The 23,690-nt window shown below is 67.8% G+C and carries 27 protein-coding genes; 14 read left to right on the top strand and 13 right to left on the bottom strand.

Annotation, left to right across the window (positions count from 1 at the left end; genetic code table 11):
* Positions 1-13 precede the first annotated feature (13 nt).
* Genes ychF through LQZ87_RS03600 form a run of 3 tightly spaced genes read right to left on the bottom strand, consistent with a single transcriptional unit; the run spans position 14 to position 2,548 of the window.
* Positions 14-1,087 carry a redox-regulated ATPase YchF gene (gene ychF, locus LQZ87_RS03610; RefSeq protein WP_230102094.1) on the bottom strand — a complete coding sequence of 358 codons (1,074 nt, stop codon included), beginning with the start codon at positions 1,085-1,087 and terminating at the stop codon, positions 14-16.
* A 24-nt stretch (positions 1,088-1,111) separates the two neighbouring features.
* Positions 1,112-1,771, bottom strand: coding sequence for a Type 1 glutamine amidotransferase-like domain-containing protein (locus LQZ87_RS03605; RefSeq protein WP_230102093.1), 660 nt, complete (start codon positions 1,769-1,771; stop codon positions 1,112-1,114).
* Between the two features lie 36 nt (positions 1,772-1,807).
* A complete protein-coding gene (locus LQZ87_RS03600) occupies positions 1,808-2,548 on the bottom strand; it encodes a class I SAM-dependent methyltransferase (RefSeq protein ID WP_230102092.1) in 741 nt (246 codons plus the stop codon).
* A gap of 59 nt (positions 2,549-2,607) precedes the next feature.
* On the opposite strand from LQZ87_RS03600, the gene LQZ87_RS03595 reads away from it, so the two are divergent.
* From LQZ87_RS03595 to rmuC, 3 genes are read left to right on the top strand one after another with little or no spacing between them, the layout of a single operon-like run.
* The gene (locus LQZ87_RS03595; RefSeq protein ID WP_230102091.1) at positions 2,608-3,201 is read left to right on the top strand and encodes an exonuclease domain-containing protein; all 594 of its coding nucleotides are present in this window, start codon (positions 2,608-2,610) and stop codon (positions 3,199-3,201) included.
* A 35-nt stretch (positions 3,202-3,236) separates the two neighbouring features.
* Positions 3,237-3,644, top strand: a complete 408-nt coding sequence (locus LQZ87_RS03590; protein ID WP_230102090.1) for an ankyrin repeat domain-containing protein — start codon at positions 3,237-3,239, stop codon at positions 3,642-3,644.
* Between the two features lie 55 nt (positions 3,645-3,699).
* The gene (gene rmuC, locus LQZ87_RS03585; protein ID WP_230102089.1) at positions 3,700-5,013 is read left to right on the top strand and encodes a DNA recombination protein RmuC; all 1,314 of its coding nucleotides are present in this window, start codon (positions 3,700-3,702) and stop codon (positions 5,011-5,013) included.
* Here the strand turns inward: rmuC and LQZ87_RS03580 are convergent.
* Entirely contained in the window at positions 5,001-5,294 is a 294-nt protein-coding gene (locus tag LQZ87_RS03580; RefSeq protein WP_230102088.1) for a hypothetical protein, read from the bottom strand. The genes rmuC and LQZ87_RS03580 overlap by 13 nt on opposite strands.
* A 118-nt stretch (positions 5,295-5,412) precedes the next feature.
* The gene (gene glpX / locus LQZ87_RS03575; protein WP_230102087.1) at positions 5,413-6,399 is read right to left on the bottom strand and encodes a class II fructose-bisphosphatase; all 987 of its coding nucleotides are present in this window, start codon (positions 6,397-6,399) and stop codon (positions 5,413-5,415) included.
* A gap of 177 nt (positions 6,400-6,576) precedes the next feature.
* On the opposite strand from glpX, the gene fbaA reads away from it, so the two are divergent.
* Positions 6,577-7,611, top strand: coding sequence for a class II fructose-bisphosphate aldolase (fbaA, locus tag LQZ87_RS03570; RefSeq protein ID WP_290368244.1), 1,035 nt, complete (start codon positions 6,577-6,579; stop codon positions 7,609-7,611).
* Between the two features lie 98 nt (positions 7,612-7,709).
* Here fbaA and LQZ87_RS03565 read toward each other — a convergent pair whose 3' ends face one another.
* Complete coding sequence (locus LQZ87_RS03565; RefSeq protein WP_230102085.1) at positions 7,710-8,258, bottom strand: DUF6264 family protein; 549 nt, start codon at positions 8,256-8,258, stop codon at positions 7,710-7,712.
* Positions 8,255-9,292: a 4-hydroxy-3-methylbut-2-enyl diphosphate reductase gene (locus LQZ87_RS03560; RefSeq protein ID WP_325471540.1), complete on the bottom strand. Its 1,038-nt coding sequence runs from the start codon at positions 9,290-9,292 to the stop codon at positions 8,255-8,257. Before LQZ87_RS03560 ends, LQZ87_RS03565 begins: the two co-directional genes overlap by 4 nt.
* 110 nt (positions 9,293-9,402) lie before the next feature.
* Between LQZ87_RS03560 and xseA the strand changes: the two genes are divergently transcribed.
* From xseA to LQZ87_RS03530, 6 genes are all read left to right on the top strand, one after another.
* The gene (xseA, locus tag LQZ87_RS03555; RefSeq protein ID WP_230102083.1) at positions 9,403-10,680 is read left to right on the top strand and encodes an exodeoxyribonuclease VII large subunit; all 1,278 of its coding nucleotides are present in this window, start codon (positions 9,403-9,405) and stop codon (positions 10,678-10,680) included.
* Between the two features lie 130 nt (positions 10,681-10,810).
* Positions 10,811-11,059, top strand: a complete 249-nt coding sequence (locus LQZ87_RS03550) for an exodeoxyribonuclease VII small subunit (RefSeq protein WP_349255500.1) — start codon at positions 10,811-10,813, stop codon at positions 11,057-11,059.
* Positions 11,056-11,697: a DUF4245 family protein gene (locus LQZ87_RS03545; RefSeq protein ID WP_230102081.1), complete on the top strand. Its 642-nt coding sequence runs from the start codon at positions 11,056-11,058 to the stop codon at positions 11,695-11,697. The genes LQZ87_RS03550 and LQZ87_RS03545 overlap by 4 nt, the downstream gene beginning before the upstream one ends.
* Positions 11,694-12,368, top strand: a complete 675-nt coding sequence (locus LQZ87_RS03540) for a carbonic anhydrase (protein ID WP_230102080.1) — start codon at positions 11,694-11,696, stop codon at positions 12,366-12,368. The genes LQZ87_RS03545 and LQZ87_RS03540 overlap by 4 nt, the downstream gene beginning before the upstream one ends.
* Positions 12,365-13,759 (top strand): class II fumarate hydratase, encoded by a 1,395-nt coding sequence (locus LQZ87_RS03535; protein WP_230102079.1) that lies wholly within the window; start codon positions 12,365-12,367, stop codon positions 13,757-13,759. The genes LQZ87_RS03540 and LQZ87_RS03535 overlap by 4 nt, the downstream gene beginning before the upstream one ends.
* A 777-nt stretch (positions 13,760-14,536) precedes the next feature.
* The gene (locus tag LQZ87_RS03530) at positions 14,537-14,803 is read left to right on the top strand and encodes a DUF559 domain-containing protein (RefSeq protein WP_230102078.1); all 267 of its coding nucleotides are present in this window, start codon (positions 14,537-14,539) and stop codon (positions 14,801-14,803) included.
* A 97-nt stretch (positions 14,804-14,900) separates the two neighbouring features.
* On the opposite strand, the gene LQZ87_RS03525 is transcribed toward LQZ87_RS03530, so the two are convergent.
* The 3 genes from LQZ87_RS03525 to LQZ87_RS03515 all read right to left on the bottom strand — a co-directional run bounded on the left by LQZ87_RS03525 (position 14,901) and on the right by LQZ87_RS03515 (position 18,430).
* Entirely contained in the window at positions 14,901-16,175 is a 1,275-nt protein-coding gene (locus LQZ87_RS03525; RefSeq protein ID WP_230102332.1) for a PhoH family protein, read from the bottom strand.
* A gap of 289 nt (positions 16,176-16,464) precedes the next feature.
* Entirely contained in the window at positions 16,465-17,583 is a 1,119-nt protein-coding gene (locus LQZ87_RS03520; protein WP_230102077.1) for an aminotransferase class V-fold PLP-dependent enzyme, read from the bottom strand.
* A gap of 64 nt (positions 17,584-17,647) precedes the next feature.
* Positions 17,648-18,430, bottom strand: a complete 783-nt coding sequence (locus LQZ87_RS03515) for an isoprenyl transferase (RefSeq protein ID WP_230102076.1) — start codon at positions 18,428-18,430, stop codon at positions 17,648-17,650.
* 130 nt (positions 18,431-18,560) lie between these two features.
* Here LQZ87_RS03515 and LQZ87_RS03510 point away from each other — a divergent pair, with 130 nt between their 5' ends.
* Both LQZ87_RS03510 and LQZ87_RS03505 read left to right on the top strand, forming a co-directional pair.
* Positions 18,561-19,259, top strand: coding sequence for a hemolysin III family protein (locus tag LQZ87_RS03510; RefSeq protein WP_230102331.1), 699 nt, complete (start codon positions 18,561-18,563; stop codon positions 19,257-19,259).
* Between the two features lie 39 nt (positions 19,260-19,298).
* Positions 19,299-19,772: an S-ribosylhomocysteine lyase gene (locus LQZ87_RS03505; RefSeq protein WP_230102075.1), complete on the top strand. Its 474-nt coding sequence runs from the start codon at positions 19,299-19,301 to the stop codon at positions 19,770-19,772.
* A gap of 30 nt (positions 19,773-19,802) precedes the next feature.
* Here the strand turns inward: LQZ87_RS03505 and LQZ87_RS03500 are convergent, their stop codons facing one another.
* Complete coding sequence (locus LQZ87_RS03500) at positions 19,803-20,078, bottom strand: hypothetical protein (protein ID WP_230102074.1); 276 nt, start codon at positions 20,076-20,078, stop codon at positions 19,803-19,805.
* A gap of 68 nt (positions 20,079-20,146) precedes the next feature.
* Between LQZ87_RS03500 and LQZ87_RS03495 the strand changes: the two genes are divergently transcribed.
* Both LQZ87_RS03495 and greA read left to right on the top strand, forming a co-directional pair.
* The gene (locus LQZ87_RS03495; protein ID WP_230102073.1) at positions 20,147-20,533 is read left to right on the top strand and encodes a DUF4307 domain-containing protein; all 387 of its coding nucleotides are present in this window, start codon (positions 20,147-20,149) and stop codon (positions 20,531-20,533) included.
* 114 nt (positions 20,534-20,647) lie between these two features.
* Entirely contained in the window at positions 20,648-21,136 is a 489-nt protein-coding gene (gene greA, locus LQZ87_RS03490) for a transcription elongation factor GreA (RefSeq protein ID WP_230102072.1), read from the top strand.
* A 60-nt stretch (positions 21,137-21,196) separates the two neighbouring features.
* On the opposite strand, the gene ilvA is transcribed toward greA, so the two are convergent.
* Together ilvA and LQZ87_RS03480 are read right to left on the bottom strand one after the other, a co-directional pair.
* On the bottom strand, positions 21,197-22,426 hold the full coding sequence (gene ilvA / locus LQZ87_RS03485; protein WP_230102071.1) for a threonine ammonia-lyase: 1,230 nt from the start codon (positions 22,424-22,426) through the stop codon (positions 21,197-21,199).
* Entirely contained in the window at positions 22,423-23,616 is a 1,194-nt protein-coding gene (locus tag LQZ87_RS03480; RefSeq protein WP_230102070.1) for an AI-2E family transporter, read from the bottom strand. The genes ilvA and LQZ87_RS03480 overlap by 4 nt, the downstream gene beginning before the upstream one ends.
* Positions 23,617-23,690 lie beyond the last annotated feature (74 nt).

Here is a 23,690-nt window from a genome sequence, read left to right as displayed (position 1 = left end):
AACAGGAACGACGCTAGACGTTGAAGCGGAACTCCACCACGTCGCCGTCCTGCATCACGTAGTCCTTGCCCTCCAGGCGTGCCTTGCCCTTGGCGCGTGCCTCGACGACCGAACCCGTCTCGACGAGGTCATCGAACGAGATGACCTCGGCCTTGATGAAGCCCTTCTCGAAGTCGGTGTGGATGACACCGGCGGCCTGCGGAGCCTTCGCGCCGCGCGGGATCGTCCAGGCGCGTGATTCCTTCGGACCGGCGGTCAAATAGGTCTGCAGGCCCAGGGTGTCGAAGCCGATGCGGGCCAGCTGGTCGAGTCCCGACTCGTCCTGACCGGTGGATGCCAGCAGCTCGGCCGCGTCCTCGGGGTCGAGGTCGATGAGCTCGGACTCGATCTTCGCGTCGAGGAAGATCGCCTTCGCCGGCGCGACCAGGGCTTCGAGCTCGGCCTTGCGCGCAGCATCCGTCAGCACGCTCTCATCGACGTTGAAGACGAAGATGACCGGCTTCGAGGTGAGCAGGCCCAGCTCCTTGATCGGTGCGAGGTCGATGCCGCTGACCGAGAGCAGCTGGCCGCGCTCCAGTGCATCCTTCGCGGCGTTCGCTGCCTCGAGGACCGACGGGTCGAGCTTCTTGCCGCGGACTTCCTTCTCGAACCGGGGGATGGCCTTCTCGACGGTCTGCAGGTCGGCGAGCATGAGCTCGGCGTTGATCGTCTCGAGGTCGCCCTTCGGGTTGATCGCGCCGTCCACGTGCACCACGTCGTCATCATCGAAGCCGCGCACGACCTGGGCGATGGCATCCGCTTCACGGATGTTCGCGAGGAACTGGTTGCCGAGCCCCTCGCCCTCACTCGCTCCGCGCACGATGCCGGCGATGTCGACGAAGGACACGGTCGCAGGCAGAATCCGCTCGCTGCCGAAGATCCCGGCGAGCGTGTCGAGTCGCGAGTCAGGAAGGTTCACGACGCCGACGTTGGGCTCGATCGTCGCGAACGGATAGTTCGCCGCGAGCACGTCGTTCTTGGTCAGCGCGTTGAAGAGGGTGGACTTGCCGACGTTGGGCAGGCCGACGATTCCGATAGTTAGGGCCACGGGGGTCCAGTCTACCGTTGGCCGCTACTCCAACCGCTTCCAGTGCCCCTCGGAGATCAGGTCGACGTCGCTGCCGACGACACGGATCGCCGTCTGGTCGTCGATCGCGTATGCGGGCCCGTCGATGTGCTCCGCCCACTTCTCGGCGTGCGCCAATGTGTTCTCGGGGAACGTCGGGTAGTCCAGGTGCGGGAAGATCGAGAAGTCCACGAGGCCGAGTGCCCCCTCGCCCTCGTCGGGCGACGTCCACTGCTCGAACTCCTCGCCGATGCGCGGCGTCATCACCATGCTCCCGGCGCTGACTCCGACCCACACGGTTCGCTCGAGGCGCGGGAACAGCTTCAGAAGTCCCGATCGGCGGATCCAATGCGCGAGATAGGTCGCATCGCCGCCGTCGACGAGCAGGGCGTCGGCCGACTCCACCCAGGGGATCCACCTCTCCCCCTCCATGGACGGCAGCGCCGTGAGCTCGAGCACACCGACCGATTCCCAACCGAGCGCCGTCATCGACTGCGGACCGGCGAGCGCGCGGAAGGTGATGTCCGGCGTGCACATCGGATGCCCATACTGGGCCGTCGGAACATAGAGGGCCGATGACGCTTCGATGGGCTTGCCGAGCATCTCGACCAGAGCCGTACGGATGCTGGGGTTCGTCACCCCGCCTGACGTGAGCAGAAGTCTCATTCCGTCAGGGTACGACCGCACTGAGCCGAGGGGGTGTCAGTCCCGCACTGCGCGGAACGCCCGCGTCACGTATGGGAGGTCGACGGTTGCGTCGCCGTGCACGCCCAGCTCGTCGAAGAGCGCGTCCATGTCGTCGTGGATGCTGCGCCGGACCGATTCGGATGCCGTAATGAAGAAGCTCCGGGAGTCCGCCATCCGGTGCAATCGAGCACGTGTCATCGGGCGCACCCACCGCCAGTCGTTCGCCTCGAGCTCGGCGAAGGGTGCCGCGACGGTCGGGCCGTCGCCCTCGAACATGCCCGCCGCCGGCGACGTGCGCATGATCTCGGTCAGCCGCATCACCCACTCCACGCTGTCGTCGCGCAGATTCCAGATCAGCCCGAGGGTGCCACCGGAGCGTACGACACGGCCGATCTCCGCAGAAGCTGCGACCGGATCCACCCAGTGCCACGCCTGGCCGAGCACCACGGCGTCCAGGCTGGCGTCCGGGAGGGACAGTTTCTCCGCCGTACCGAGAAACGTCGGGACACCGGGGACGCTCTCGCGCAGTTTCGCGAGCATCGCGGCATCCGGATCGATCGCGATCACCTCGGAACCCGGAGCATCCGCGAGCACACGGGTCAGCTTGCCCGTGCCGGCACCGACATCGGCGACGCGACGCGACTCCAATGGCAGCCTCTCGAGCATCCAGGCCACGGCCTCGAACGGATAGTCCGGCCGCGAGGCCTCGTAGTCGCCTGCTGCAGCACCGAATGAGGTCGCCCGCTCATCGCTCATGTCGCCAGCCTACGGCGAGCCTGCGTCGTCCGCGTCGCGAGCGGAGAGAAGGTGAACAGGTGCCCCTGGACTTCACCGCGATCGACTTCGAGACCGCCAACTCCAGTTCCGCATCCGCCTGCTCCGTCGGTCTCGTGCGGGTGCGCGACGGCCGGGTGGTCGCCACAGCCGGATGGCTGATCCGCCCACCGGTGGGACACGACGAGTTCCAGGAGTGGAACGTCAAGATCCACGGCATCCGTCCGCAGGATGTCGAGGACGCCGCGACCTGGCCCGAGCAGTTCGATCGGCTGTGCGGCTTCGCCGGCGCCGACGTGCTCGTGGCGCACAACGCCGGGTTCGACCTGAAGGTGCTGCGCACCGCCTCCGAGGTCACCGCACTCGACTGCCCTCCGTACCGTTCGCTGTGCAGTCTGCAGGTCGCACGCAAGGTGTACGACCTCGATTCGTACCGGCTGCCGAAGGCCGCTGCCGCAGCCGGGTTCGCCGATTTCTCGCATCACGACGCCCTCGCGGATGCCCGCGCATGCGCCGAGATCGTCATCGACTCCGCGCGACGAGTCGGCGCCGCTGACGTGCACGCGCTCGCGAAGGCGCTGAGCCTGCGGGTGACGGATGCTCCGGCGCCCGTCGCTCAGGATCGCGCGGCCTGAGCGCATTCGCACGCCCGTCACGCCAGAATGAGTGCATGACGAATCCTTCCGGAGACTCCCCCGTCAGCCTCGAGGTCATCGAGGGCACCTTCGACCTCGCGCGCCAGGGCCGCACCGGACCGCTCGGCGAGATGATCGACGCGGGTGTGCCGATCGATCTGCGGAATCCGCGCGGCGACACGTTCCTCATCGTCGCGACCTATGCCGAAGAGGCGCACACGGTCGCGGACCTGATCCGACGGGGCGCAGCCCTGGATGCCGTGAACGACAACGGCCAGACCGCGATCTCGTGCGCTGTGTTCCGCAAGAACGAGACGCTCCTTCGGATGCTGCTGGACGCCGGCGCGGATCAGACCGCAGGGGCCCTCTCCGCGCTTGCGATCGCCGACCAGTTCGGGCTGTCCGACATGCGCGCGATCCTCGAGGAGCACGCCGCACGCTGAACGCCGCTCGGGGCGTCGGCGCCGTAATGTCGGTGGCCGTCGGCATCATGGCGGTATGGATGCTCCGCTGATCGTTCTCCTGGCCGTCGCGGCTCTCGCCGCCGGCGCCGCCATCGGGTGGTACGCGCGCGCAGCTCGGTCGTCGACGCAGCTGTCGTCGGCTGCAACCGACCTCGCGCGTGCTCAGGCAGAGCTCTCCGCCGCTCGGGATGACCGCGACCGGCAGTACGACCTGTACCGGGATGCCGTCGAGCACGCCCGCACGCAGCAGCGGGCCGAGGCAGACCGGGTGCAGCAGCAGAACGCCGTGCTCACGGCACTCGCCCCTGTGCGAGAGTCGCTGCAGCAGATGCAGAGCAAGGTCGCCTCACTCGAACAGGAGCGGCATGCGCAATTCGGCTCGCTGGCCGAGCAGCTGCGCAGGGCTCAGGAGTCGGATGAGGCGCTGCGGGCCACGACCGAGTCGCTCGCGGGAGCACTGCGTTCGACATCGACGAGGGGCGTGTGGGGTGAGACCCAGCTGCGGCGCGTCGTCGAGGCCGCGGGCCTCACCAGGCACGTCGACTTCGATCTGCAGTCGACGATCTCGTCCGACCGAGGGCAGGGGCGACCAGACATGGTCGTGCGTCTCCCGGGCGGCACCTCGATCGCCGTGGATGCCAAGGTCCCCCTCGACGCGTATCTCGAGGCGACGGCGCTGCCGGGCGGCGACGGGCACGAGGCGCAGCGCCGTGCGCACATGCAGAAGCATGTGAAGGCCGTCCGGGCGCACGTGGACGCGCTGGCGAAGAAGGCGTACTGGTCAGGGCTCGACGCGAGCCCCGAGTTCGTCATCTGCTTCCTCCCGAGCGAGTCACTGCTGGCCGCGGCCATCGATGAGGACCCTGCGCTGCTCGACTACGCTTTCGGCAAGCGCGTGGCTCTGGCGTCACCGGTCAACCTCTGGGCGGTGCTGAAGACCGTCGCCTACACCTGGACCCAGCAGGAGGTGTCGACCGAGGCCCGCACCCTGCTCGCGCTCGGCACGCAGCTGTTCGACCGGCTCGGAACACTCGCCGGCCACGCCGACGACCTCCGGCGGGCGCTCGAGCGCACGGTGGACAGCTACAACCGCTTCGCCGGTTCGCTGGAGACGCGGGTGCTCGTGACGGCGCGGCAGTTCCCCGGCATCGATGCATCATCGCTGGAGGCTGCGCCACCGGTCATCACCAGCAGCCCGCGCAAGTTCACCGCCCCTGAACTGACCGGCGACGCACGCGACGGCGGCGGGCCGGCAGCAGATCAACCGATCGTCGAGATCGAGGCGGATCTCGGGCCGGTGCGGCACCGACTGGCTGACGAGGATGTAAGCAGGGATCAGGCGCTGTAGGGAACCCAGCTGAGCAGGGCGATCACAAGGCCCGAGCTCACGACGAATGCGCCGACCATCCACCACGGGCTGAGTTCATGCCCTTCGGCACGGCGGACGCGGAACAGCACGTCGGTGCGGCGTGCGGGATCCATGTTCGGGGGCGCGGTCGTGGCGGCTGCCGCAGCGGCTGCGCGGGCGGCCTCGTCCTCTGGCGAGATCCGAAGGATGCGACCTGTGTTGGTGGTGACCATCTTCACCGGTGCCGGCTTGTCGCCGCTTCCCGTCGTTCCCGTGGTCATCTCTCACCCTCCTGGAGGCCGTCGCCGTTGAGCTCGACGACGACTCCCATTCTGCCAGGTAAGCCTGAGAAGCGCGGGAGCCGCTCTCAGGAGCCGCGTGCAGCGACCGGCTCCGACGTCAGAGCCACTTCGAGACGAGGTGCTCCGACGAGATGCGGCGGAGCGTCCCAGATGCCCCGCGAAGCACGACGGACTCGGTGTAGACGTAGTTTCCCTCGCGGCGCACACCGGCGACGAGCTGTCCGTCCGTGACACCGGTGGCGACGAACAGCGTGTTGTCGCCCTTGACCAGTTCATCGGCTTCGTACACGTAGTCCATCTGGAGCCCGGCGTCGACGCCGCGCTGGCGTTCCTCGTCATCGCGCGGCCAGAGGCGCCCCTGGATATGACCGCCGAGCGCCTTGATCGCGCAGGCGGTCACGATGCCCTCCGGGCTTCCGCCGACGCCGACGCACATGTCGGTGCGCGCCCCGTGGCGCGCCGCGTTGATGCCTCCGGCGACGTCGCCGTCGCTCATGAGGCGCGTGCCGGCTCCGGCCTCGCGGATCTCTTCGATGAGCCTCTCGTGGCGGGGACGGTTCAGCACCGATACGACGATCTCGTCGATGGGCTTGTCGAGCGCCTTCGAGAGCAGACGGATGTTCTCACCGATCGGCAGGCGGATGTCGACCACGCCGACTCCGGCCGGCCCGGTGACGAGCTTGTCCATGTAGAAGACGCTGGAGGCGTCGAGCATCGTTCCACGATCCGACACCGCGATCACGGACAGCGCGTTCTGCCGTCCGGCGGCGGTGAGCGAGGTGCCGTCGATCGGGTCGACGGCGATGTCGCACTCGGGGCCACGCCCTGAGCCGACGACCTCGCCGTTGAACAGCATCGGGGCGTTGTCCTTCTCGCCCTCGCCGATGACGACTCTGCCCTGGAAGTTCACGGTGCCGAGGAACGCGCGCATGGCGTCGACGGCCGCGCCGTCTGCCGCTTCCTTGTTCCCCCGGCCGATGAACGGCACGGCGCGGATCGACGCTGCCTCGGTTGCGCGCACGAGCTCCAGCGCGAGGTTGCGGTCGGGACGCAGGGGGCTCATATCGGCCGTCAGACTCACCATGGGGCCAGCCTAGCCATCACGATGGCGAGAGAACGGGCAGTTTCGGGCCGAAACCGATGAAGGAATCGTCATTCTTAACATACGGGAAGACCAGCACTCTCGAGAGCGATCGCCGACGGCAGCCATCGATCGCCAGCGATAGAGTGAGCACTGTCCCGGTCTCATCTATCGCAGGAGATTTTCATGCCCGTCGCCACTCCGGAACAGTACGCAGAGATGCTCGACCGCGCGAAGGCCGGTGGCTTCGCGTATCCCGCGTTCAACGTCTCCAGCTCACAGACCATCAATGCCGTCCTGCAGGGCCTCACCGAAGCCGGCTCCGACGGCATCATCCAGGTGACCACCGGCGGTGCCGACTACTTCGCCGGCCACACGGTCAAGGCACGCGCGACCGGCGCCCTCGCCTTCGCCCGCTACGCCACCGAGGTCGCCAAGAACTATCCGGTCACCGTCGCGCTGCACACCGACCACTGCCCGAAGGAGGCCCTCGCCGGCTTCGTCGAGCCGCTCATCGCGGCATCCGAGGAAGAGGTCAAGGCCGGACGCAACCCGATCTTCCAGTCGCACATGTGGGACGGCTCGGCCGTGCCGCTGAACGAGAACATCGAGATCGCGAAGGACCTGCTCCCCCGCATCAAGGCGATCAACGCCATCCTCGAGGTCGAGATCGGCGTCGTCGGTGGCGAAGAGGACGGCGTCCAGCACGAGGGTTCGAACGACGCGCTCTACACGACCTTCGCCGACGTCGACCAGGCCGTTCAGGCGCTGGGTCTTGGTGAGCAGGGCCGCTACATCGCAGCCCTCACCTTCGGCAACGTGCACGGCGTGTACAAGCCGGGTGGCGTGAAGCTGCGCCCCGAGCTGCTCGGCGACATCCAGGAGCAGGTCGCCGCGAAGTACGGCACCGGTCCCAAGCCCCTCGACCTCGTCTTCCACGGCGGCTCGGGCTCGACCGACGAGGAGATCGCGACCGCGGTCGCCAACGGCGTCATCAAGATGAACATCGACACCGACACCCAGTACGCCTACACGCGTGCGATCGCCGACTACATGTTCAAGAACTACGACGGCGTCCTGAAGGTCGACGGCGAGGTCGGCAACAAGAAGCAGTACGACCCGCGCGCCTGGGGCAAGGTCGCCGAGTCGGCGATGGCGGCCCGCGTCGCGGAGTCGACGCGCCAGCTCGGCTCGCACGGCCAGTCCCAGAGCTGACGCACGCACCGCGAACCCGCAAAACCACGCCGGGACCACGTCGATTCGACGTGGTCCCGGCGTGGTTTTGTCGTTTCGAAGCCGGATGGCGCGCTCAACTAGCGCGTCGACCCGTCCAGGTAGGCGATGAAGGCCGGGTCGCTCATCATCGGAACGCTGATGCAGATCGACGCCACGATCATGGTCACGGCCGCGCCGACCAGCGGAATCCACCAGGTGAGCCTGCCCCGCCGAAGACGCCGCATCGACAGCCACGCCGTGATGACCCAGCCGATGACGAGCACGATCGCCGCGGTCGTGCCCCAGATCTTGGCCTGGTCGAAGTTCGTGAACTCCCCATCGATCCCGAGGATGTTCATGCTCTGGTTCATGACCGTCGGGAGGTCGAGGTACGACATCCCCGTCATGAAGACGTTCACGATGCCGTAGGCGAGGAGCGCGATCGTGATGACACGATCCCACGGACGCGCCGCCGGCTTGGCCGCTGATGCGGCCCCTGTGGGAACGGCGTCGGCGGGTCCGGACGCCGTGGCCACAGCCGCCTCCGGCGCAGCATCCTCCGGCGCAGCATCCACCGGCGGCAGGCCGGCGAGCCGCCGCTGCTCCTCCGGTGTCGCGTACTCGCCGTACTGCGGGCGATCGGTCATGACGTGGCGGTCTTCGTGCGTCCGCCCGGCCCGCGTGCGTCCCGCTGACCCGCGAGATCCTGGCGCAGCTCCTTGGGCAGGGAGAACATCAGGTCCTCCTCCGCCGTGCGGACCTCTTCGACATCCGCGTATCCGGCGGTGCTGAGCGTCTCGAGCACTTCCTTGACGAGCACCTCCGGCACAGAGGCGCCACTGGTCACACCGACCGTCTCGACGCCGTCGAGCCACTCTTGCTTGACCTCCTCGGCGTAGTCGACGCGATAGGCGGCCTTGGCGCCGTACTCGAGCGCGACCTCGACCAGGCGGACCGAGTTCGACGAGTTCGCCGATCCGACGACGATGACGAGGTCGGCATCCCTCGCGACCTTCTTGATCGCGACCTGGCGGTTCTGGGTGGCGTAGCAGATGTCGTCGGACGGCGGATTGTGCAGCTCGGGGAAGCGAGTGCGCAGGCGGTTGACCGTCTCCATGGTCTCGTCGACCGACAGGGTGGTCTGCGAAAGCCAGACGACCTTCGACGGATCCTTCACCTGCACGGTGTCGGCCTCTTCCGGCGAGTTCACGATCGTGACCCGCTCGGGCGCGTGGCCGGCGGTTCCTTCGACCTCTTCGTGGCCGTCGTGGCCGATAAGCAGGATCTCGAAGTCATCGCGGGCGAATCGCACAGCCTCGCGGTGCACCTTCGTGACCAGAGGGCAGGTCGCGTCGATCGCGTGCAGCCCTCGGTCGGATGCCGCGTTCACGACGGCGGGCGAGACGCCGTGCGCGCTGAACACGACGTGGGCGCCCTCCGGCACCTCGTCGACCTCTTCGACGAAGATCGCACCCTGCGCCTCGAGCTCGGTGACGACATGGATGTTGTGCACGATCTGCTTGCGCACGTACACCGGTGCGCCGTAGCGCTCCAGAGCCTTCTCGACGGCGACTACGGCACGGTCCACACCGGCGCAGTAGCCTCGCGGGGCTGCGAGCAGGACGCGCTTGTGTCCGTCGACCGGGTTATTCTGAAGCCGCGTCGCCCGCGACCGAGGGATGCGGGGAACGGGAAGATGTACGGTGGCCTGGCTCACACCTCGAGTCTACCGAGGGACGCCATGGAGGGGCCTGGACGACGATTCAGGTGCGAGCAGACGGAAAGGACCTGATGACGGTCTTCGAGGCATCTCACGTGAACGGTCAGACGCCGCCGGCCGACGCCGTCGCGCCGCGTGATTCGACGGCGGATGCCCCCACCTCCGTGGCACGTCTGAACGGCACCATCCGCGACTTCATCGCGCGATGGAACACCGTCTGGGTCGAGGGTGAGATCACCTCCTGGAACATCCGCGGCGGGAACGTGTTCGGGCGGCTCAAGGACACCCAGTCCGACGCGCAGATCTCGATCCGCGTATGGTCGAGCGTTCGCGGTCGCATTCCGGCGGACATCGGCGTCGGCGACCACGTCGTCGCGGCGGTGAAGGCGGACTACTTCGTCAAGGCGGGTGACTTCAGCTTCACCGTCTCAAGCTTGAAGCACGTCGGCCTCGGCGATCAGCTCGAACGGCTCGAGAAGCTTCGAGCCCAGCTGCGCCAGGAGGGGCTGTTCGATGCGGCGCGCAAGAAGCAGCTGCCGTTCCTGCCCCATGTCATCGGCCTGATCACCGGCGAGCGATCGGATGCCGAGAAGGACGTTCACCGCAATGCCGAGCTCCGATGGCCGCAGGTTCGCTTCCGCACGCGGTACGCCGCGGTGCAGGGCGACCGCTGCGTGCCGGAGACCCTCGCAGCGCTGGCTGCGCTGGACGCCGATCCCGACGTCGACGTCATCATCATCGCGCGAGGCGGCGGCGATCCGCAGACGCTGCTGGGGTTCAGCGATGAACGCCTCGTGCGAGCGGTGGCCGCGGCATCCACGCCGATCGTCTCGGCCATCGGACACGAGAACGACCATCCGATCCTCGACGATGTCGCCGACCTGCGCGCGTCGACGCCGACGGATGCCGCCAAACGCGTCGTCCCCGACGTCGGAGAGCAGCGCGCACTGATCGGCCAGCTGCGTGCTCGCGCCACCTCGCGCCTCACGCAGCGGGTGGGTCACGACATCGCGCAGCTCGAGCAGCTGCGGTCGAGACCCGTGCTGCGTTCGCCCGACCCGATCATCGAAGACCGGGCGCAGGAACTGTGGCTGCTGCTGTCACGCGGCCGCGACAGCGTCTCCCGTCAGCTCGACTCGGCCGCCCGCAAGACATCCGAGCTGCGCGCCTCGCTGCGCGCGCTGTCGCCGGCGGCGACGCTCGCCCGCGGCTACGCGATCGCCCACCTCGACGGCGGGGTGATCCTGCGGGATGCGGCGGACGCTCCGGCCGGCACTGCGCTGACGATCACGGTCGATCGAGGCTCGCTCGCCGCGCGGTCGGACGGCGAGATCGCCGAAGCCGACTGACGCGGCATCCGACCGGCCGCCCGAGAATTGCTTTGCATGCCGAAACGGCCGCTGCCAGCAGCATTCTCGGCGCGCAGGGCGATTCTCAGTGGCGAAAGCGCGGCGGCGGCCCCGTCGTAGGATGGAAGGCGTGACTGCGCCGAACGCCACCCCCGTGGAGACCCTGTCGTTCGAGGCCGCCCGTGATGAGCTCGTCCGTGTCGTCGCCGAGCTCGAACAGGGCGCGCCGACCCTCGAGCACTCGCTCGCCCTGTGGGAACGCGGCGAGGCCCTCGCTGCGCGCTGCGAGGAGTGGCTGCTGGGCGCGAAGCGCCGCCTCGAAGCGACGCGGCCAGAGGCATCCGGCGCCGACTCCGCATCAGCCGAGGACGAGTCGTGAGCAAGCAGCCTCCGATCGTCGCGGAGCTCGGACGTCCGGAGACTCCGGCCGAAACCGCTGCGCGCAAGGCGGAGTTCAGCAGGAACTACCGGGCGAGCCAGTCGTTCCGCAATCTCATCGCGGCCCTCATCATCACGCTCGCCGTGGTCGCCATCATCATCTTCGGCGTGCCGCGCGGCCAGCCGGCGACGGAGCACGAGATCGACGTCGACCGCATCGCGGCCGATGTCGAGTCGACCATGCAGCGCCCGGTCATCATCCCGGATCAGGGTGACTTCTGGCGTGTGAACGCCGCCAGCCTCGAGGGTGGGGCGATCAACGTCTGGAAGGTCACCCTGGCCCCGGCCGCGGAGAACGAGCGCGGCTTCATCACGGTCGCTCAGGCGTTCGACGCCGACGCCTCGTGGGCGCCGCAGGTCCTGAACGGTTCGGCTCCCACCGACACGACCCGGATCGGCGGGCTCGAGTGGGACGTCTACTCCCTCGCCGGCAAGACCGAGAACAACGTCAGTTACGCCGTCGGCACCCAGGCCGGCGACGACTACGTGCTGCTGTACGGGGCCCGTTCGGCTGACTCGACCGCGGAGTTCGCCGAATCCCTCGTCCCGCAGATCCGCACCGTTTCGGAGGCAGAATGACAACGCTCACCCCGACCGCCGCCTGGCAGGAGATGCTGGACGGCAACCGCCGATTCGTGGCCGGTGAGCCGCGGCATCCGAATCAGAACGTCGAGCGACGTCACGACCTCGCGAACGAGCAGCACCCAGTGGCGACCCTGTTCGGATGCTCGGACTCGCGCCTCGCAGCCGAGATCATCTTCGACAAGGGCCTCGGCGACCTCTTCGTCGTGCGCAACGCCGGACAGGTCATCGGCGAGTCGATCGTCGGCAGTCTCGAGTACGCCGTCGAGATCCTCCAGGTGCCGCTCATCGTGGTCCTCGCGCACGACTCCTGCGGCGCCGTACGCGCCGCGATCGACGGGACCGCGATCGACGCCGCTCCGCTCCCCCCGCACATCTGGAAGCTGATCGCCCCGATCATCCCCGCCGCTCGCAAGGTCCTGGCGGCGAACGGCGGGTCGACCCCCGCCGAGATCGACGCCGAGCAGGTCGGGCGCGAGCATCTGCGCAACACCGTCGCGAACCTGCTGCAGTCGTCCGAACTGATCAGCGAGGCCGTCGCCGAAGGACGCCTGGGCATCGTGGGCGCGAACTACCGTCTTGCCGAGGGCACGGCCGTGCCCGTCATCACTGTTGGAATCGACACGGGGTCAACCGGCGACCTCGAAAACCAGGAGGGATCGAAGTGACCGAATACGAGTACCGCATCGAACACGACACGATGGGCGAAGTGCGAGTGCCCGTGAACGCGCTGTACGGCGCGCAGACGCAGCGCGCCGTGGAGAACTTCCCGATCTCGGGCAAGGGACTGGAGTCCGCTCAGATCGCCGCGCTCGCGCGCATCAAGAAGGCCGCTGCCCTCGCCAACAAGGATCTCGGCACGCTCGACGGCGCCATCGCCGACGCGATCGCTCAGGCCGCCGATGAGGTCGCTGCCGGTCGCCACGACGGCGAGTTCCCCGTCGACACCTATCAGACCGGCTCCGGCACCTCGTCGAACATGAACATGAACGAGGTGCTGGCGACTCTGGCCACCGGCATCCTCGGCTCCGCCGTGCATCCGAACGACCACGTGAACGCATCGCAGTCGTCGAACGACGTGTTCCCGACGTCCGTGCACATCGCCGTCACGCAGGCGCTGATCGACACGCTGATCCCATCGCTCGACCACCTCGCCGTCGCCCTCGAGGCGAAAGCCGAGCTGTGGAAGGACTCGGTCAAGTCCGGTCGCACCCACCTGATGGATGCCACGCCCGTCACTCTCGGCCAGGAGTTCGGCGGCTACGCCCGCCAGGTGCGCCTGGGCATCGAGCGCGTGCAGTCCGCGCTCCCCCGCGTGGCCGAGGTTCCGCTCGGCGGCACGGCCGTCGGCACCGGCATCAACACCCCGCTCGGCTTCCCGCAGAAGGTCATCGAGCTGCTCGCCGCCGAGACAGAGCTGCCGATCACCGAGGCGAAGGATCACTTCGAGGCGCAGGCCAACCGCGACGGCCTGGTCGAGACCTCTGGGGCGCTGCGCACGATCGCCGTCTCGCTGACGAAGATCAACAACGACCTTCGCTGGATGGGCTCCGGCCCGAACACCGGCCTCGGTGAGCTGCACATCCCCGACCTGCAGCCCGGTTCGTCGATCATGCCCGGCAAGGTGAACCCCGTCGTGCCCGAGGCCGTGCTCATGGTCTGCGCACGGGTCATCGGCAACGATGCGACCGTGGCATGGGCCGGAGCATCCGGTTCCTTCGAGCTGAATGTCGCGATCCCTGTCATGGGCACCGCGCTGCTCGAGTCGATCCGCCTGCTGGCCAACGCCTCGCGCGTGCTGGCCGACAAGACCGTCGACGGACTCGAGGCGAACACCGAGCGCGCCGCCGCGTTCGCGGGTATGAGCCCGTCGATCGTCACCCCGCTGAACAAGGTCATCGGCTACGAGGCAGCGGCGAAGATCGCGAAGCACTCGGTCGCCAAGGGCATCACGGTGCGCGACGCCGTCATCGACCTCGGCTACGTCGAGCGCGGCGAGATCACGCTTGAGCTCCTCGACGAGAAGCTCGACCTGCTCAGCATGACGCACCCGGGCTGACCCGGCTGGCCAACGCCCCCCCCGCGACACGTTGGGGGCCACTTGCACGGATGTCGGACGATTCTTCGGAATCGGTCCGACATTCGTCGTTTCGGCCCCGTTCTGTCGCCCGCGACTTGCCCTGCACAGGATGCCGGGCAGAGGAGTCGTCCACCGATAGTGGATCCCACGCCATCAGGCCGGGCCGGCACCCGTCAAGGTGGCAGCATGTTCGATCCAGCGACACTGCTCTCGCGCCTGGGCGGCATCAGCCGTGGAGTCACACTTCAGAAGTTCGGCGTGACACGACATCAGCTTGCGGCCGCTGTCGGCAACGGCGAAATACAGCGAGTCCGCCCAGGAACTTTCGCATCTTGGGACGCGAGGCCTGCGCTCGTGACGGCCGTATGGCACGGCGGAGCCTTGACCTGCTCCGCAGCGCTGCGCCATCACGGAGTGTGGGTCTTGTCCGCAGCAGGAGCACCACACGTGTGGGTCGGTCAGCGCGGCCGCGTGCACGTTCATCCTCAGTGCGTCTGTGTGAGTCACTTCTTCCGAGGAACCCCTCCCCTCGGCCTCGCCGCAGTGGAAGACGCTCTCGTGCATCTTTATCGCTGCGAGGGAGCCGAGTCGTTCTTCGCTTCGTTCGAATCAGCCTGGCAGCTCGGTCGTCTCTCGAGATCGGCTCGATCACGCGTACGGTCGGCTCTGCCGGCATCCGCTCGATGGCTGGTCGATTTAGCACGGCCAGATGCCGGCAGCGGTCTCGAATCCCTCCTCCGCTTGCGGCTTCATCTGATGGGAATCGTGCTCGCATGTCAGGTACACATCGATCGCGTCGGCCGGGTGGACTTCGTCGTGGGTGGCCGGCTGATCATCGAGGTCGATGGGCGGGAGAACCATGAGGGGCAATCGATGCGCCACAAGGATCTGACACGCGATGCCGCGGCATCCGCACTCGGTTACGAGACTCTCCACTTCGACTATGCCCAGGTCATCCACGACTGGCCGAGCGTGCAACAGGCCGTGGTCGGGGCGCTTGCGCGCCTCCGCGAGCACGCGTGACTGACACTTCGGGGGTGCAAACGACGGATGTCGGACGATCTCCCCCGATCAGTCCGACATCCGTGTTCTCGACCCCCGAACTGTCGGGGTGGCGGGCTCAGCTGAGCTCGCCGCCCTCCAGCAGGTCCGTGACGAGCGCTGCGATCGCGGAGCGCTCGGAGCGCATCAGGGTCACGTGCCCGAACAGCTCGTGCCCCTTCAGCGTCTCGATCACCGAGGCGATGCCGTCGTGGCGGCCGACACGCAGGTTGTCGCGCTGTCCGACGTCGTGGGTGAGCACGACGCGCGAGTTCTGCCCCATGCGGCTGAGCACCGTCAGCAGCACGTTGCGCTCCAGCGACTGCGCCTCGTCGACGATCACGAAGGCGTCGTGCAGCGAGCGTCCGCGGATGTGCGTGAGCGGCAGCACCTCGAGCAGCCCCCGTTCGACGACCTCGTCCATCACGTTGCCGGAGACCACAGAGCCGAGCGTGTCGAACACCGCCTGACCCCAGGGACCCATCTTCTCGTTCTGGTCTCCTGGCAGGTAGCCGAGCTCCTGCCCGCCGACGGCGAACAGGGGGCGGAAGACGATGATCTTCTTCTGCTGCTGCCGCTCCAGCACCGCCTCGAGACCGGCGCACAGCGCGAGCGCCGACTTGCCCGTTCCGGCGCGGCCGCCGAGTGAGACGATTCCGACCTCCGGATCCAGCAGCAGGTCGATCGCGATGCGCTGCTCAGCCGAGCGGCCATGCATGCCGAACAGTTCGCGGTCACCGCGAACCAGTCGGTACTCGCCTTCGCCGGTCATCCGGCCGAGCGCCGAACCCCGTTCGGAGTGGATGATGAGACCGGTGTTCACCGGCAGTCCTCTGGCGTCTTCGCTGATTCCGATTTCGCTCTCGTACAGGTCGCTGATCTCGTCGCCCGACAGGTCGAGCGAGGCGATTCCGGTCCACCCGGAGTCAACGGCCTGCTCGGCGAGGTACTCCTCCGCGATGAGCCCCAGCGACGCCGCCTTCACACGCATCGGCAGGTCCTTCGAGACGATCGTGACGTCCTGCCCGTCCTGCGCGAGATTCATGGCGACGGCGAGGATGCGACTGTCGTTGTCGGCCAGGCGGATGCCGCTGGGCAGCGCACTCGCGTCCGTGTTGTTCAACTCGACACGGAGGGTTCCCCCCTCGCCGACCGGCACAGGGAAGTCGAGCCGTCCGTGCTCGATGCGCAGCTCGTCGAGATGACGCAGCGCCTGCCTGGCGAAATAGCCGATCTCCGGATCGTGGCGCTTGCCCTCGAGCTCCGTGATCACCACGACCGGAAGGACGATCGAATGCTCTGCGAAGCGGAACAGCGCCTGGGGATCCGACAGCAGCACCGATGTGTCGAGCACATATGTGCGGAGGTCCTGATCCTGGGCGTCCGAAGACGACCTGTCCGAGGACGACCGGCGCGAGGCCTGACGGGTGGACTGCTGTGCTGTACGTGTGGTCACGACCCACTCCCGACCCGGGATGATTCCCGGCTATGCCACGAGTCGACCTGGGGCCACGAGTCGCGTACCTGAAGGCCGACTCGACCGGACACCATGTCCGATGCCTTGAACGTACGACCGGGTCGCCGATCACGACATACGACACGCCCGAAGCGTCGGTTAAGCCGAGATTAACTCTGCGCGCGGGTCAGACGCCGGGCGCGACGATGGTCCGGAGCGCGTCGTCGAGCATGCGCAGAGTGTCGTCGCTCGTGCCGGCGTGGGCGGCCACGCGCACCGTCGTGCCGCGCGTCGTCGCGACGATCCCCTCGTTCGTCAGCGCCGCCGAGACCGCGGCAGGAGCCTCCGGGGCGAGCGTGACGATGCCGGCGCGACGCTCGCGGTCCCGCGGTGTGAGAACCGGGATGCCGTGACGGTCGGCGATCTCGAAGATCGTGTCGATCCGCCCGCGGATGGTCTCCTCGATCTCCGCCACACCGGCGTCGCGCACATCGCGGAGCCCGATCGCGAGGCGCGCGACCGCGAGCTGGTCCGGCCCGTTGACGATGAACGCCCGAGCGGATGCCGCTGGCGCGGGCAGCTCGTCGATGGGGAGCCCGCCATCCACCCCGGCGAGCCCGGACAGCACGGGTTCGATGCGCTCGCGCGCCTGAGCCGAGAAGGATGCGAAGCCGGTTCCCCGCGCGGCGCGCAGCCACTTGTAGCCATGGCCGACCACGACGTCCGCAGCTGCGTAGTCGTCGTCCACGACGCCGAACGACTGCACGGCGTCGACGATCAGGAGCCGATCGGGCCCGAGGACGTCACGCAGCCCGGCGAGATCGGTCCGGTAGCCGGTTCGGAAGTCCACGTGGCTCACCACGAGGGCTGTGACGTCGTCATCGAGCGCTTCGGCGACGGCATCCACCGTGACGAATCCGTCCTCCGGCATGATCCAGCGCGGCACGAGGCCACCGGCCGACAGCTGCGCAGCACGCTCGAGCGTCATCGTGACGCTCGGAAACTCCGCGGTCGAGGCGATCACGGTTCCGGAGAGGCCGAACAGGGCGTGCATGAGGCCGTGCGACGACGACGGCTGCAGCGTCACCGTCTCGGAATCGACACCGAGCAGTTCGGCCGCGAGGACACGCGCCTCATCGAGACGCTCGGCGACCAGTGAGCGCGATGACGGTCGTCCGCTGCCGAGCAGATCGGCGTCGGCGAACACCTCGGCGCGCACGGTCGGCGAGATCGGCCCGAAGGCTGCCCAGTCGAGGTAGCCGGGGTCGCCGTCGAACGTGGCGAGATAGTCGTCGAATGTGCTCACTCGATGAGTCTCCCATGGGAGCTCTCCGGCAGGTATGGGTAGTGGGGCCCGGTCCTTCCCGGGGTCAGCGCCCGAATCGGCGATCGCGGTCGGCGAAGTCCCGGATGGCGCGCAGGAAGTCGACCTCGCGCAGATCCGGTCCGAGCGCCTCCACGAAGTAGAACTCGCTGTGCGCGCTCTGCCAGAGCAGGAAATCGCTCAGCCGCTGCTCGCCGCTCGTGCGGATGACGAGATCGGGATCGGGCTGTCCGCCGGTGTAGAGGTGCTCGCCGATCATCTCCGGCGTGAGGTGGGCTGCGAGGTCCTCGAGGGTGCCTCCTGAGGCCTCGTGCTCGGCGATGATCGAGCGCACGGCATCCACGATCTCGTTGCGTCCGCCGTATCCGACGGCGAGGTTCACGTGCAGCCCGGCGTTCTCGCGGGTGCGCTCCTCTGCGTCGTGCAGCACTCTGGCGAGCTCATCGGGGAGGATGTCCGAGCGACCGACGTGCTTCACGCGCCAGCCTGCCTGCTGCGAGAGGGACTCGGCGAGCTCGGCGATAATCTCGATGAGGTCCTCGATCTCCTTCGAGTCGCGCTTTCGGAGATTGTCGCTGGAGAGCAGGTAGAGCGAGACCACGCGGACGCCGATCTCATCGCACCAGCCGAGGAATTCGCGCATCTTCGCCGCTCCGGCGCGATGCCCGTCGGCTGCCGAGTCGAAGCCCAGCTGCCTGGCCCAGCGCCGATTGCCGTCGATCATCATCGCAACGTGGTGCGGTACGGACGCCCTGTCGAGCTGACGCCGCAGACGGCTGCTGTAGAGCCGGTACAGCGGGCCCCTGCCCTCGCTCGTACGTGGATTCACGTGCCTACGCTATCGCGAGGACTCCTGCGGCCCGTGTGATGGTGCTGTGGATCGCCGATATGTGTGGTTCGAGGCATGAGCGGCGATTTAGAGTGAGCACGTGAGTACTCCCGAGACTGACGCCGTTCCGGTGCCCGAGCTTCCACTGCTGAAAGTGGCGGCGGTCGACGCCGAGATCAAGCCCACCTGGCGCGGCTGGCTGCACGCCGGTACCTTCCCGGTCGCGATCGCGGCGGGCATCGTGCTCATCGTTCTCGCACAAGGCGCCCCGGCGAAGTGGGCGGCCGCCGTGTTCATGGTGAGTTCTCTGCTGCTGTTCGGCAACTCGGCGCTCTATCACCGGATCGACTGGAAGCCGAAGACCAAACTGATCCTCAAGCGGATAGATCACGCGAACATCCTGCTGCTGATCGCGGGCACCTACACGCCGCTGGCGGTCAACGCACTGATCCCCGAGAAGGGCGTGCTGCTGCTCTGCGTGGTGTGGGCCGGCGCCGTGCTCGGCATCCTGTTCCGGGTGTTCTGGATAGGCGCGCCGCGCTGGCTGTACGTCGCGCTCTACCTCGCGCTCGGCTGGGCGGCCGTGATGTACATGGTCGACCTCGCACAGGCCAACCTCGCCATGATGGTGCTGGTGTGCGTCGGCGGCGTCCTCTACACGGTGGGCGCGGTCGCCTACGCGCTGAAGAAGCCCAACCCCTGGCCCGGGCACTTCGGCTTCCACGAGATCTTCCACCTGTGCACCGTGCTGGCGTTCCTGTGCCACTGGACGGCCTGCCTGCTGATCTCCCTCGCCCCGTACTCCCCCTCGCTCGGCCTTCCCGGCTGAGCATCCGGACTCGCACCATCCAAGCCCCAAGGAGAAGAAATGGCCGACGTCGAGAGCTTCACGCTCGACCACACCGCTGTCCTCGCCCCGTACGTGCGTCTGATCGGCGTCGAACACGGGCCGAAGGGCGACGCGATCTCCAACTTCGACGTCCGCTTCGTCCAGCCGAACGAGGGCGAGATCCCCACGGCGGGCCTGCACACGATCGAGCATCTGCTCGCGAGCCTCATGCGCGACCGCATGGACGGCATCATCGACATCTCGCCGTTCGGATGCCGCACCGGCTTCCACTTGATCACCTGGGGCGAGCCGCAGGTTCCTCAGATCGTGGATGCCGTCACCGGCAGTCTCACCGCCATTGCGGAAGAGATCACGTGGGACCAGGTTCCCGCGGTCAGCGCGGTCGAATGCGGGAACTACCGCGACCACAGCCTGCACAGCGCGCGCGAGTGGTCGAAGCGCATTCTCGAGCAGGGCATCAGCTCGGATCCGTTCGAGCGCATCGGCGTCTGACGCCCTGAGTCGCCGAAGTCCGCGGCCCGATCAGGACGGCGGGTTCTGCTCGTCCTCCTCCTTCGCCGCGGCCTCCTCAGCGTCCAGCTCCTCGCGCACCTCGGCGCGGTAGCGGACCCGGCGGACTCGGCGGTTCATGTCCCAGATCAGCAGCGCGACGGCGATCACGACGATCACGATGACCGCGAAGCCCGCGGGGCCAGGGGTGACCGAGTTCGGGTCGACCGTCATCGACGGCGTCGGCATCGGGGTCCCTGTCTGGGAGAACACGGCACCAGCGAGCACCGCTCCGAAGTCCACCATCATCTGTCAGCCTCTCGATCTCAGGTCGCGTAACCTGGAATCTCAAGCCTAACGACCGAAAGGCCCGCGCCGTGACGACCGCACTCGAGCTCGACGAGCGATACGGGCGCACTCGCCGCGGGCGGCTCCCCTGGGTGATCGGCATCATCGTCGTCATCGCCATCGTCGGAGCCTTCGCATGGATGACGCTCGCCCAGTCGATGAACTCCGTGGACACCGACGACCTCGGATTCGAAGTCACCGATGAGCACAGCGTCACAGTGCGGTTCCAGGTCACCGGCGGACAGGGCAAGGACGTCGCATGCGCGGTCGAGGCGCTCGATGAGGAGTTCGGCATCGTCGGCTGGAAGATCGTCGAGATCCCGGCATCCGAGGGCCATCTGCAGCAACTGAGCACGACGGTCCCCACCGTCTCGGAGGCCACCACAGGTTTGGTGAACGCCTGCTGGGTCGCATAGAATCCTCTGAGACGACGCCCTGGCCCATTCGCCGGGGCGTCTTGGCATATCCCCTCCGCCGGAGACGGCGGTCAGCACACTCGCCCTGAAGGGCGTTCGATGAAGGAGCACGCTGTGTCCACAGACGCTCAGGTCCCGTTCCTCACGCAGGAAGCCTACGATCGGCTCGTCGCCGAGCTCGAGCACCTCTCCACCGTCGGTCGCGATGAGATCGCCAAGCGCATCGAAGCGGCCCGTGAAGAAGGCGACCTCAAGGAGAACGGCGGCTATCACGCCGCGAAGGACGAGCAGGGCAAGCAGGAGGCGCGCATCCGCACGCTCGAGCAGCTCCTGAAGACCGCCAAGGTCGGAGAGGCTCCGGCCAGTCGCGGCATCGTCGAACCGGGAACCGTCGTCACCGCGCTCGTCGCAGGCGGCGAGGAGCAGTTCCTGCTCGGCAGCCGCGAGATCGCCGGCGGCACCGACCTCGACGTCTACAGCGAGGCGAGTCCGCTCGGCCAGGCCATTCTCGGGCTCAAGATCGGCGAGAAGACGTCGTACGAGGCGCCCAGCGGCAAGTCGATCTCGGTCGAGGTCACCGGCGTCGAGACGTACTCCGGCTGACGGGCTCCGAAACTCCGAATGGCCCCTCCGTGCGGAGGGGCCATTCGCGTACGGCGCGGGTCAGTCGGGGACGACGATGGGGTCGTAGCCGGCTTGGCGGAGCGTGTCGAGCGTGAGCTCCGTGTGCTCAGCGCCGCGCGTCTCGATGCTCAGCTGCAGGCTGACCTCGCTGATCTGCAGCCCCTGACCGTGGCGGGTGTGCATGACCTCCATGACGTTCGCGCCAGCCTGGGCGACGAGTTCTGACACGCGAGCGAGCTGGCCAGGACGATCAGGCAGCGGGATGCGGACGGTCAGATAGCGACCGGATGCCGCAAGACCGTGCGAGACCACGCGCTGCAGCAGCAGCGGGTCGATGTTGCCGCCGGTGAGAACCGCGAGGGTGTTGCCGGTGTCCTTCACCTTGCCCGCGAGGATCGCTGCGACGCCGACAGCCCCAGCGGGCTCGACCACGACCTTCGCCTGCTCGAGGAGCACGAGGATGGCACGCGCGATGTCGTCGTCGCTGACCGTCACGACCTCGTCGACGAGGTCCTGGATGATCTCGAACGGCACGTCGCCGGGCTTCGCGACGAGGATGCCGTCGGCGATCGTCGGGTGCGTGACGATCTCGACCGGATGCCCGGCCTCCAGCGACGGGGCGACGGCGGCGGCGTTCTCGGCCTGCACACCGATCACGCGGATCGTGCGACCGAGCCGGGCCGCTGCGGCCTTGGCTGCGGTGGCGACTCCGGCGATGAGACCGCCCCCGCCGATGCCGACGAGGATCGTGTCGACATCAGGAGCGTCCTCGATCAGTTCGATCCCGAGCGTTCCCTGCCCGATCACGATGTCCCGGTGGTCGAACGGATGGATCATGATCGCGCCGGTGCGCTCGGCGAACTCCGCGGCGAGGCGCAGGGACGTCGCGACGGTCTCGCCCTCGAGGACGACTTCCGCGCCATAGCCGCGCGTCGCGAGAAGCTTCGGAACCGGGACGCCAAGCGGCATGAAGATCGTCGCGGGGATGCCGAGGGCTTGAGCCGCGAGCGCGACGCCCTGCGCGTGGTTGCCGGCGGATGCCGCGACCACGCCGTGCGAGCGCTCCTCCTCGGTGAGCTGCGCGAGGCGGTGCCCCGCGCCGCGGATCTTGAACGATCCGGTGCGCTGGAGGTTCTCCATCTTGAGGACGACGGGAGACCCGAGGATGTCGGACAGCGCCCTGGACGGCAGCGTGGGCGTGTGGGAGATCACGCGCTCCAGCCCCCGTGCGGCCTCTTCGAACTCTGCCAGGGTGGGGACTGCGCTCATGTATTCCTCCGTCGCCGCTCGCGCGGCACTGTACTCCAGATGAGATCACCGGCTGGTTGTCTGCCGGTGCGCCACGAGCCGGTGCTCAGCGTCACCGCGACGACGTTCACGAATGCGGCCAGCGGGACGGCGAACAGCGCACCGGGGATGCCTGCGATCATCGACCCGCCGGCGACGACGAGGACGACGGCCAGCGGATGCACCTTCACGGCCGACCCCATCAGGATCGGCTGCAGGATGTGGCCCTCGATTTGCTGAACGCCGATGACGACGACCAGCATCCAGAACGCGTTCCACGGGTCGTTGTAGACCAGCGCGAGGAAGACGGCGACCGTACCGGTGGCGACGGCTCCGACGATCGGGATGAACGCACCGAGGAAGACGAGCACCGCGACGGGGATGGCGAGCGGAACCCCGAGCAGGAACGCTCCGAGGCCGATGCCGATCGAATCGATCGTCGCCACGAGCAGCTGCGTCTTGGCGTAGTTGACGACTGTTCGCCAGCCGCTGCGGGCCGACGCGTCGACCGCGGGGCGCGCGTCACGCGGGAAGAGCTTGGTGGTCCATCTCCAGATGCCGCCGCCGTCGGCGAGCAGGCAGATGAGGACGAACAGGGTCAGCAGAGCGCCGACCACGACGTGCCCTGCGGTACTGCCGATCGCCAGGGCACCCGACCAGAGGAGCTCGGCCTGCTGCTGGATGAGGGCCCAGCCCTGATCGAGGTAGTCCTGGATCTGCGTCTCGGTGAGGTGGAGCGGGCCGTCGATGAGGTACTTCCGGAACTCCTCGACCGCGGCGACCGTGCGCGATTGGACCTCGGACCATTCGCGGGCGACCTGCCAGCCGACCAGCCACATGAGCCCGGTGACGATCGCGACCGTACCGAGCAGAGCGATGACGATGGCGAGCCAGCGCGGGAACCGGTGCCGGAGCATCCACTCGAACGCGGGCCAGAGCAGCGCGGTGATGAGGATGCCGATGAGCAGCGGGATGACCAGGAGCTTGAGCTGGATGACGATCCAGATGATGACGCCGGCAGCGGCGGCGATCAGGAGCAGCCGCCAGGCGTAGGCCGCCCCGACACGCAGCGAGAGCGGAACGGTGTTGTCCGCCTCGGTGGACACCGTGCGGTCCGTCGGCATGCGACCCCACAGAAGATCGCGCTTGCGGGGGCGCTGCTCGTCCGTCATGGGCCAAGTCTAGTTGCGGCGCTGTGGGGATGCTGTGACGCACGCCATCCGCCCATGTCGGAGGCGGGCGGTAC

This window comes from Microbacterium sp. Bi121 (assembly GCF_918698005.1).
Taxonomy (GTDB): domain Bacteria; phylum Actinomycetota; class Actinomycetes; order Actinomycetales; family Microbacteriaceae; genus Microbacterium.
The sequence above is the reverse complement of the archived record's forward strand: the minus strand, read 5'-3'. Positions and strand labels throughout refer to the sequence as shown.

What these genes read in the sequence shown, in the direction of transcription:
- LQZ87_RS03605 (WP_230102093.1), bottom strand. Translation starts at nt 1,771, where the DNA reads ATGAGACTTCTGCTCACGTCAGGCGGGGTGACGAACCCCAGCATCCGT.
- LQZ87_RS03600 (WP_230102092.1), bottom strand. Translation starts at nt 2,548, where the DNA reads ATGAGCGATGAGCGGGCGACCTCATTCGGTGCTGCAGCAGGCGACTAC.
- LQZ87_RS03590 (WP_230102090.1), top strand. Translation starts at nt 3,237, where the DNA reads ATGACGAATCCTTCCGGAGACTCCCCCGTCAGCCTCGAGGTCATCGAG.
- rmuC (WP_230102089.1), top strand. Translation starts at nt 3,700, where the DNA reads ATGGATGCTCCGCTGATCGTTCTCCTGGCCGTCGCGGCTCTCGCCGCC.
- LQZ87_RS03580 (WP_230102088.1), bottom strand. Translation starts at nt 5,294, where the DNA reads ATGACCACGGGAACGACGGGAAGCGGCGACAAGCCGGCACCGGTGAAG.
- glpX (WP_230102087.1), bottom strand. Translation starts at nt 6,399, where the DNA reads ATGGTGAGTCTGACGGCCGATATGAGCCCCCTGCGTCCCGACCGCAAC.
- LQZ87_RS03565 (WP_230102085.1), bottom strand. Translation starts at nt 8,258, where the DNA reads ATGACCGATCGCCCGCAGTACGGCGAGTACGCGACACCGGAGGAGCAG.
- xseA (WP_230102083.1), top strand. Translation starts at nt 9,403, where the DNA reads ATGACGGTCTTCGAGGCATCTCACGTGAACGGTCAGACGCCGCCGGCC.
- LQZ87_RS03540 (WP_230102080.1), top strand. Translation starts at nt 11,694, where the DNA reads ATGACAACGCTCACCCCGACCGCCGCCTGGCAGGAGATGCTGGACGGC.
- LQZ87_RS03530 (WP_230102078.1), top strand. Translation starts at nt 14,537, where the DNA reads ATGGGAATCGTGCTCGCATGTCAGGTACACATCGATCGCGTCGGCCGG.
- LQZ87_RS03505 (WP_230102075.1), top strand. Translation starts at nt 19,299, where the DNA reads ATGGCCGACGTCGAGAGCTTCACGCTCGACCACACCGCTGTCCTCGCC.
- LQZ87_RS03500 (WP_230102074.1), bottom strand. Translation starts at nt 20,078, where the DNA reads ATGATGGTGGACTTCGGAGCGGTGCTCGCTGGTGCCGTGTTCTCCCAG.
- ilvA (WP_230102071.1), bottom strand. Translation starts at nt 22,426, where the DNA reads ATGAGCGCAGTCCCCACCCTGGCAGAGTTCGAAGAGGCCGCACGGGGG.
- LQZ87_RS03480 (WP_230102070.1), bottom strand. Translation starts at nt 23,616, where the DNA reads ATGACGGACGAGCAGCGCCCCCGCAAGCGCGATCTTCTGTGGGGTCGC.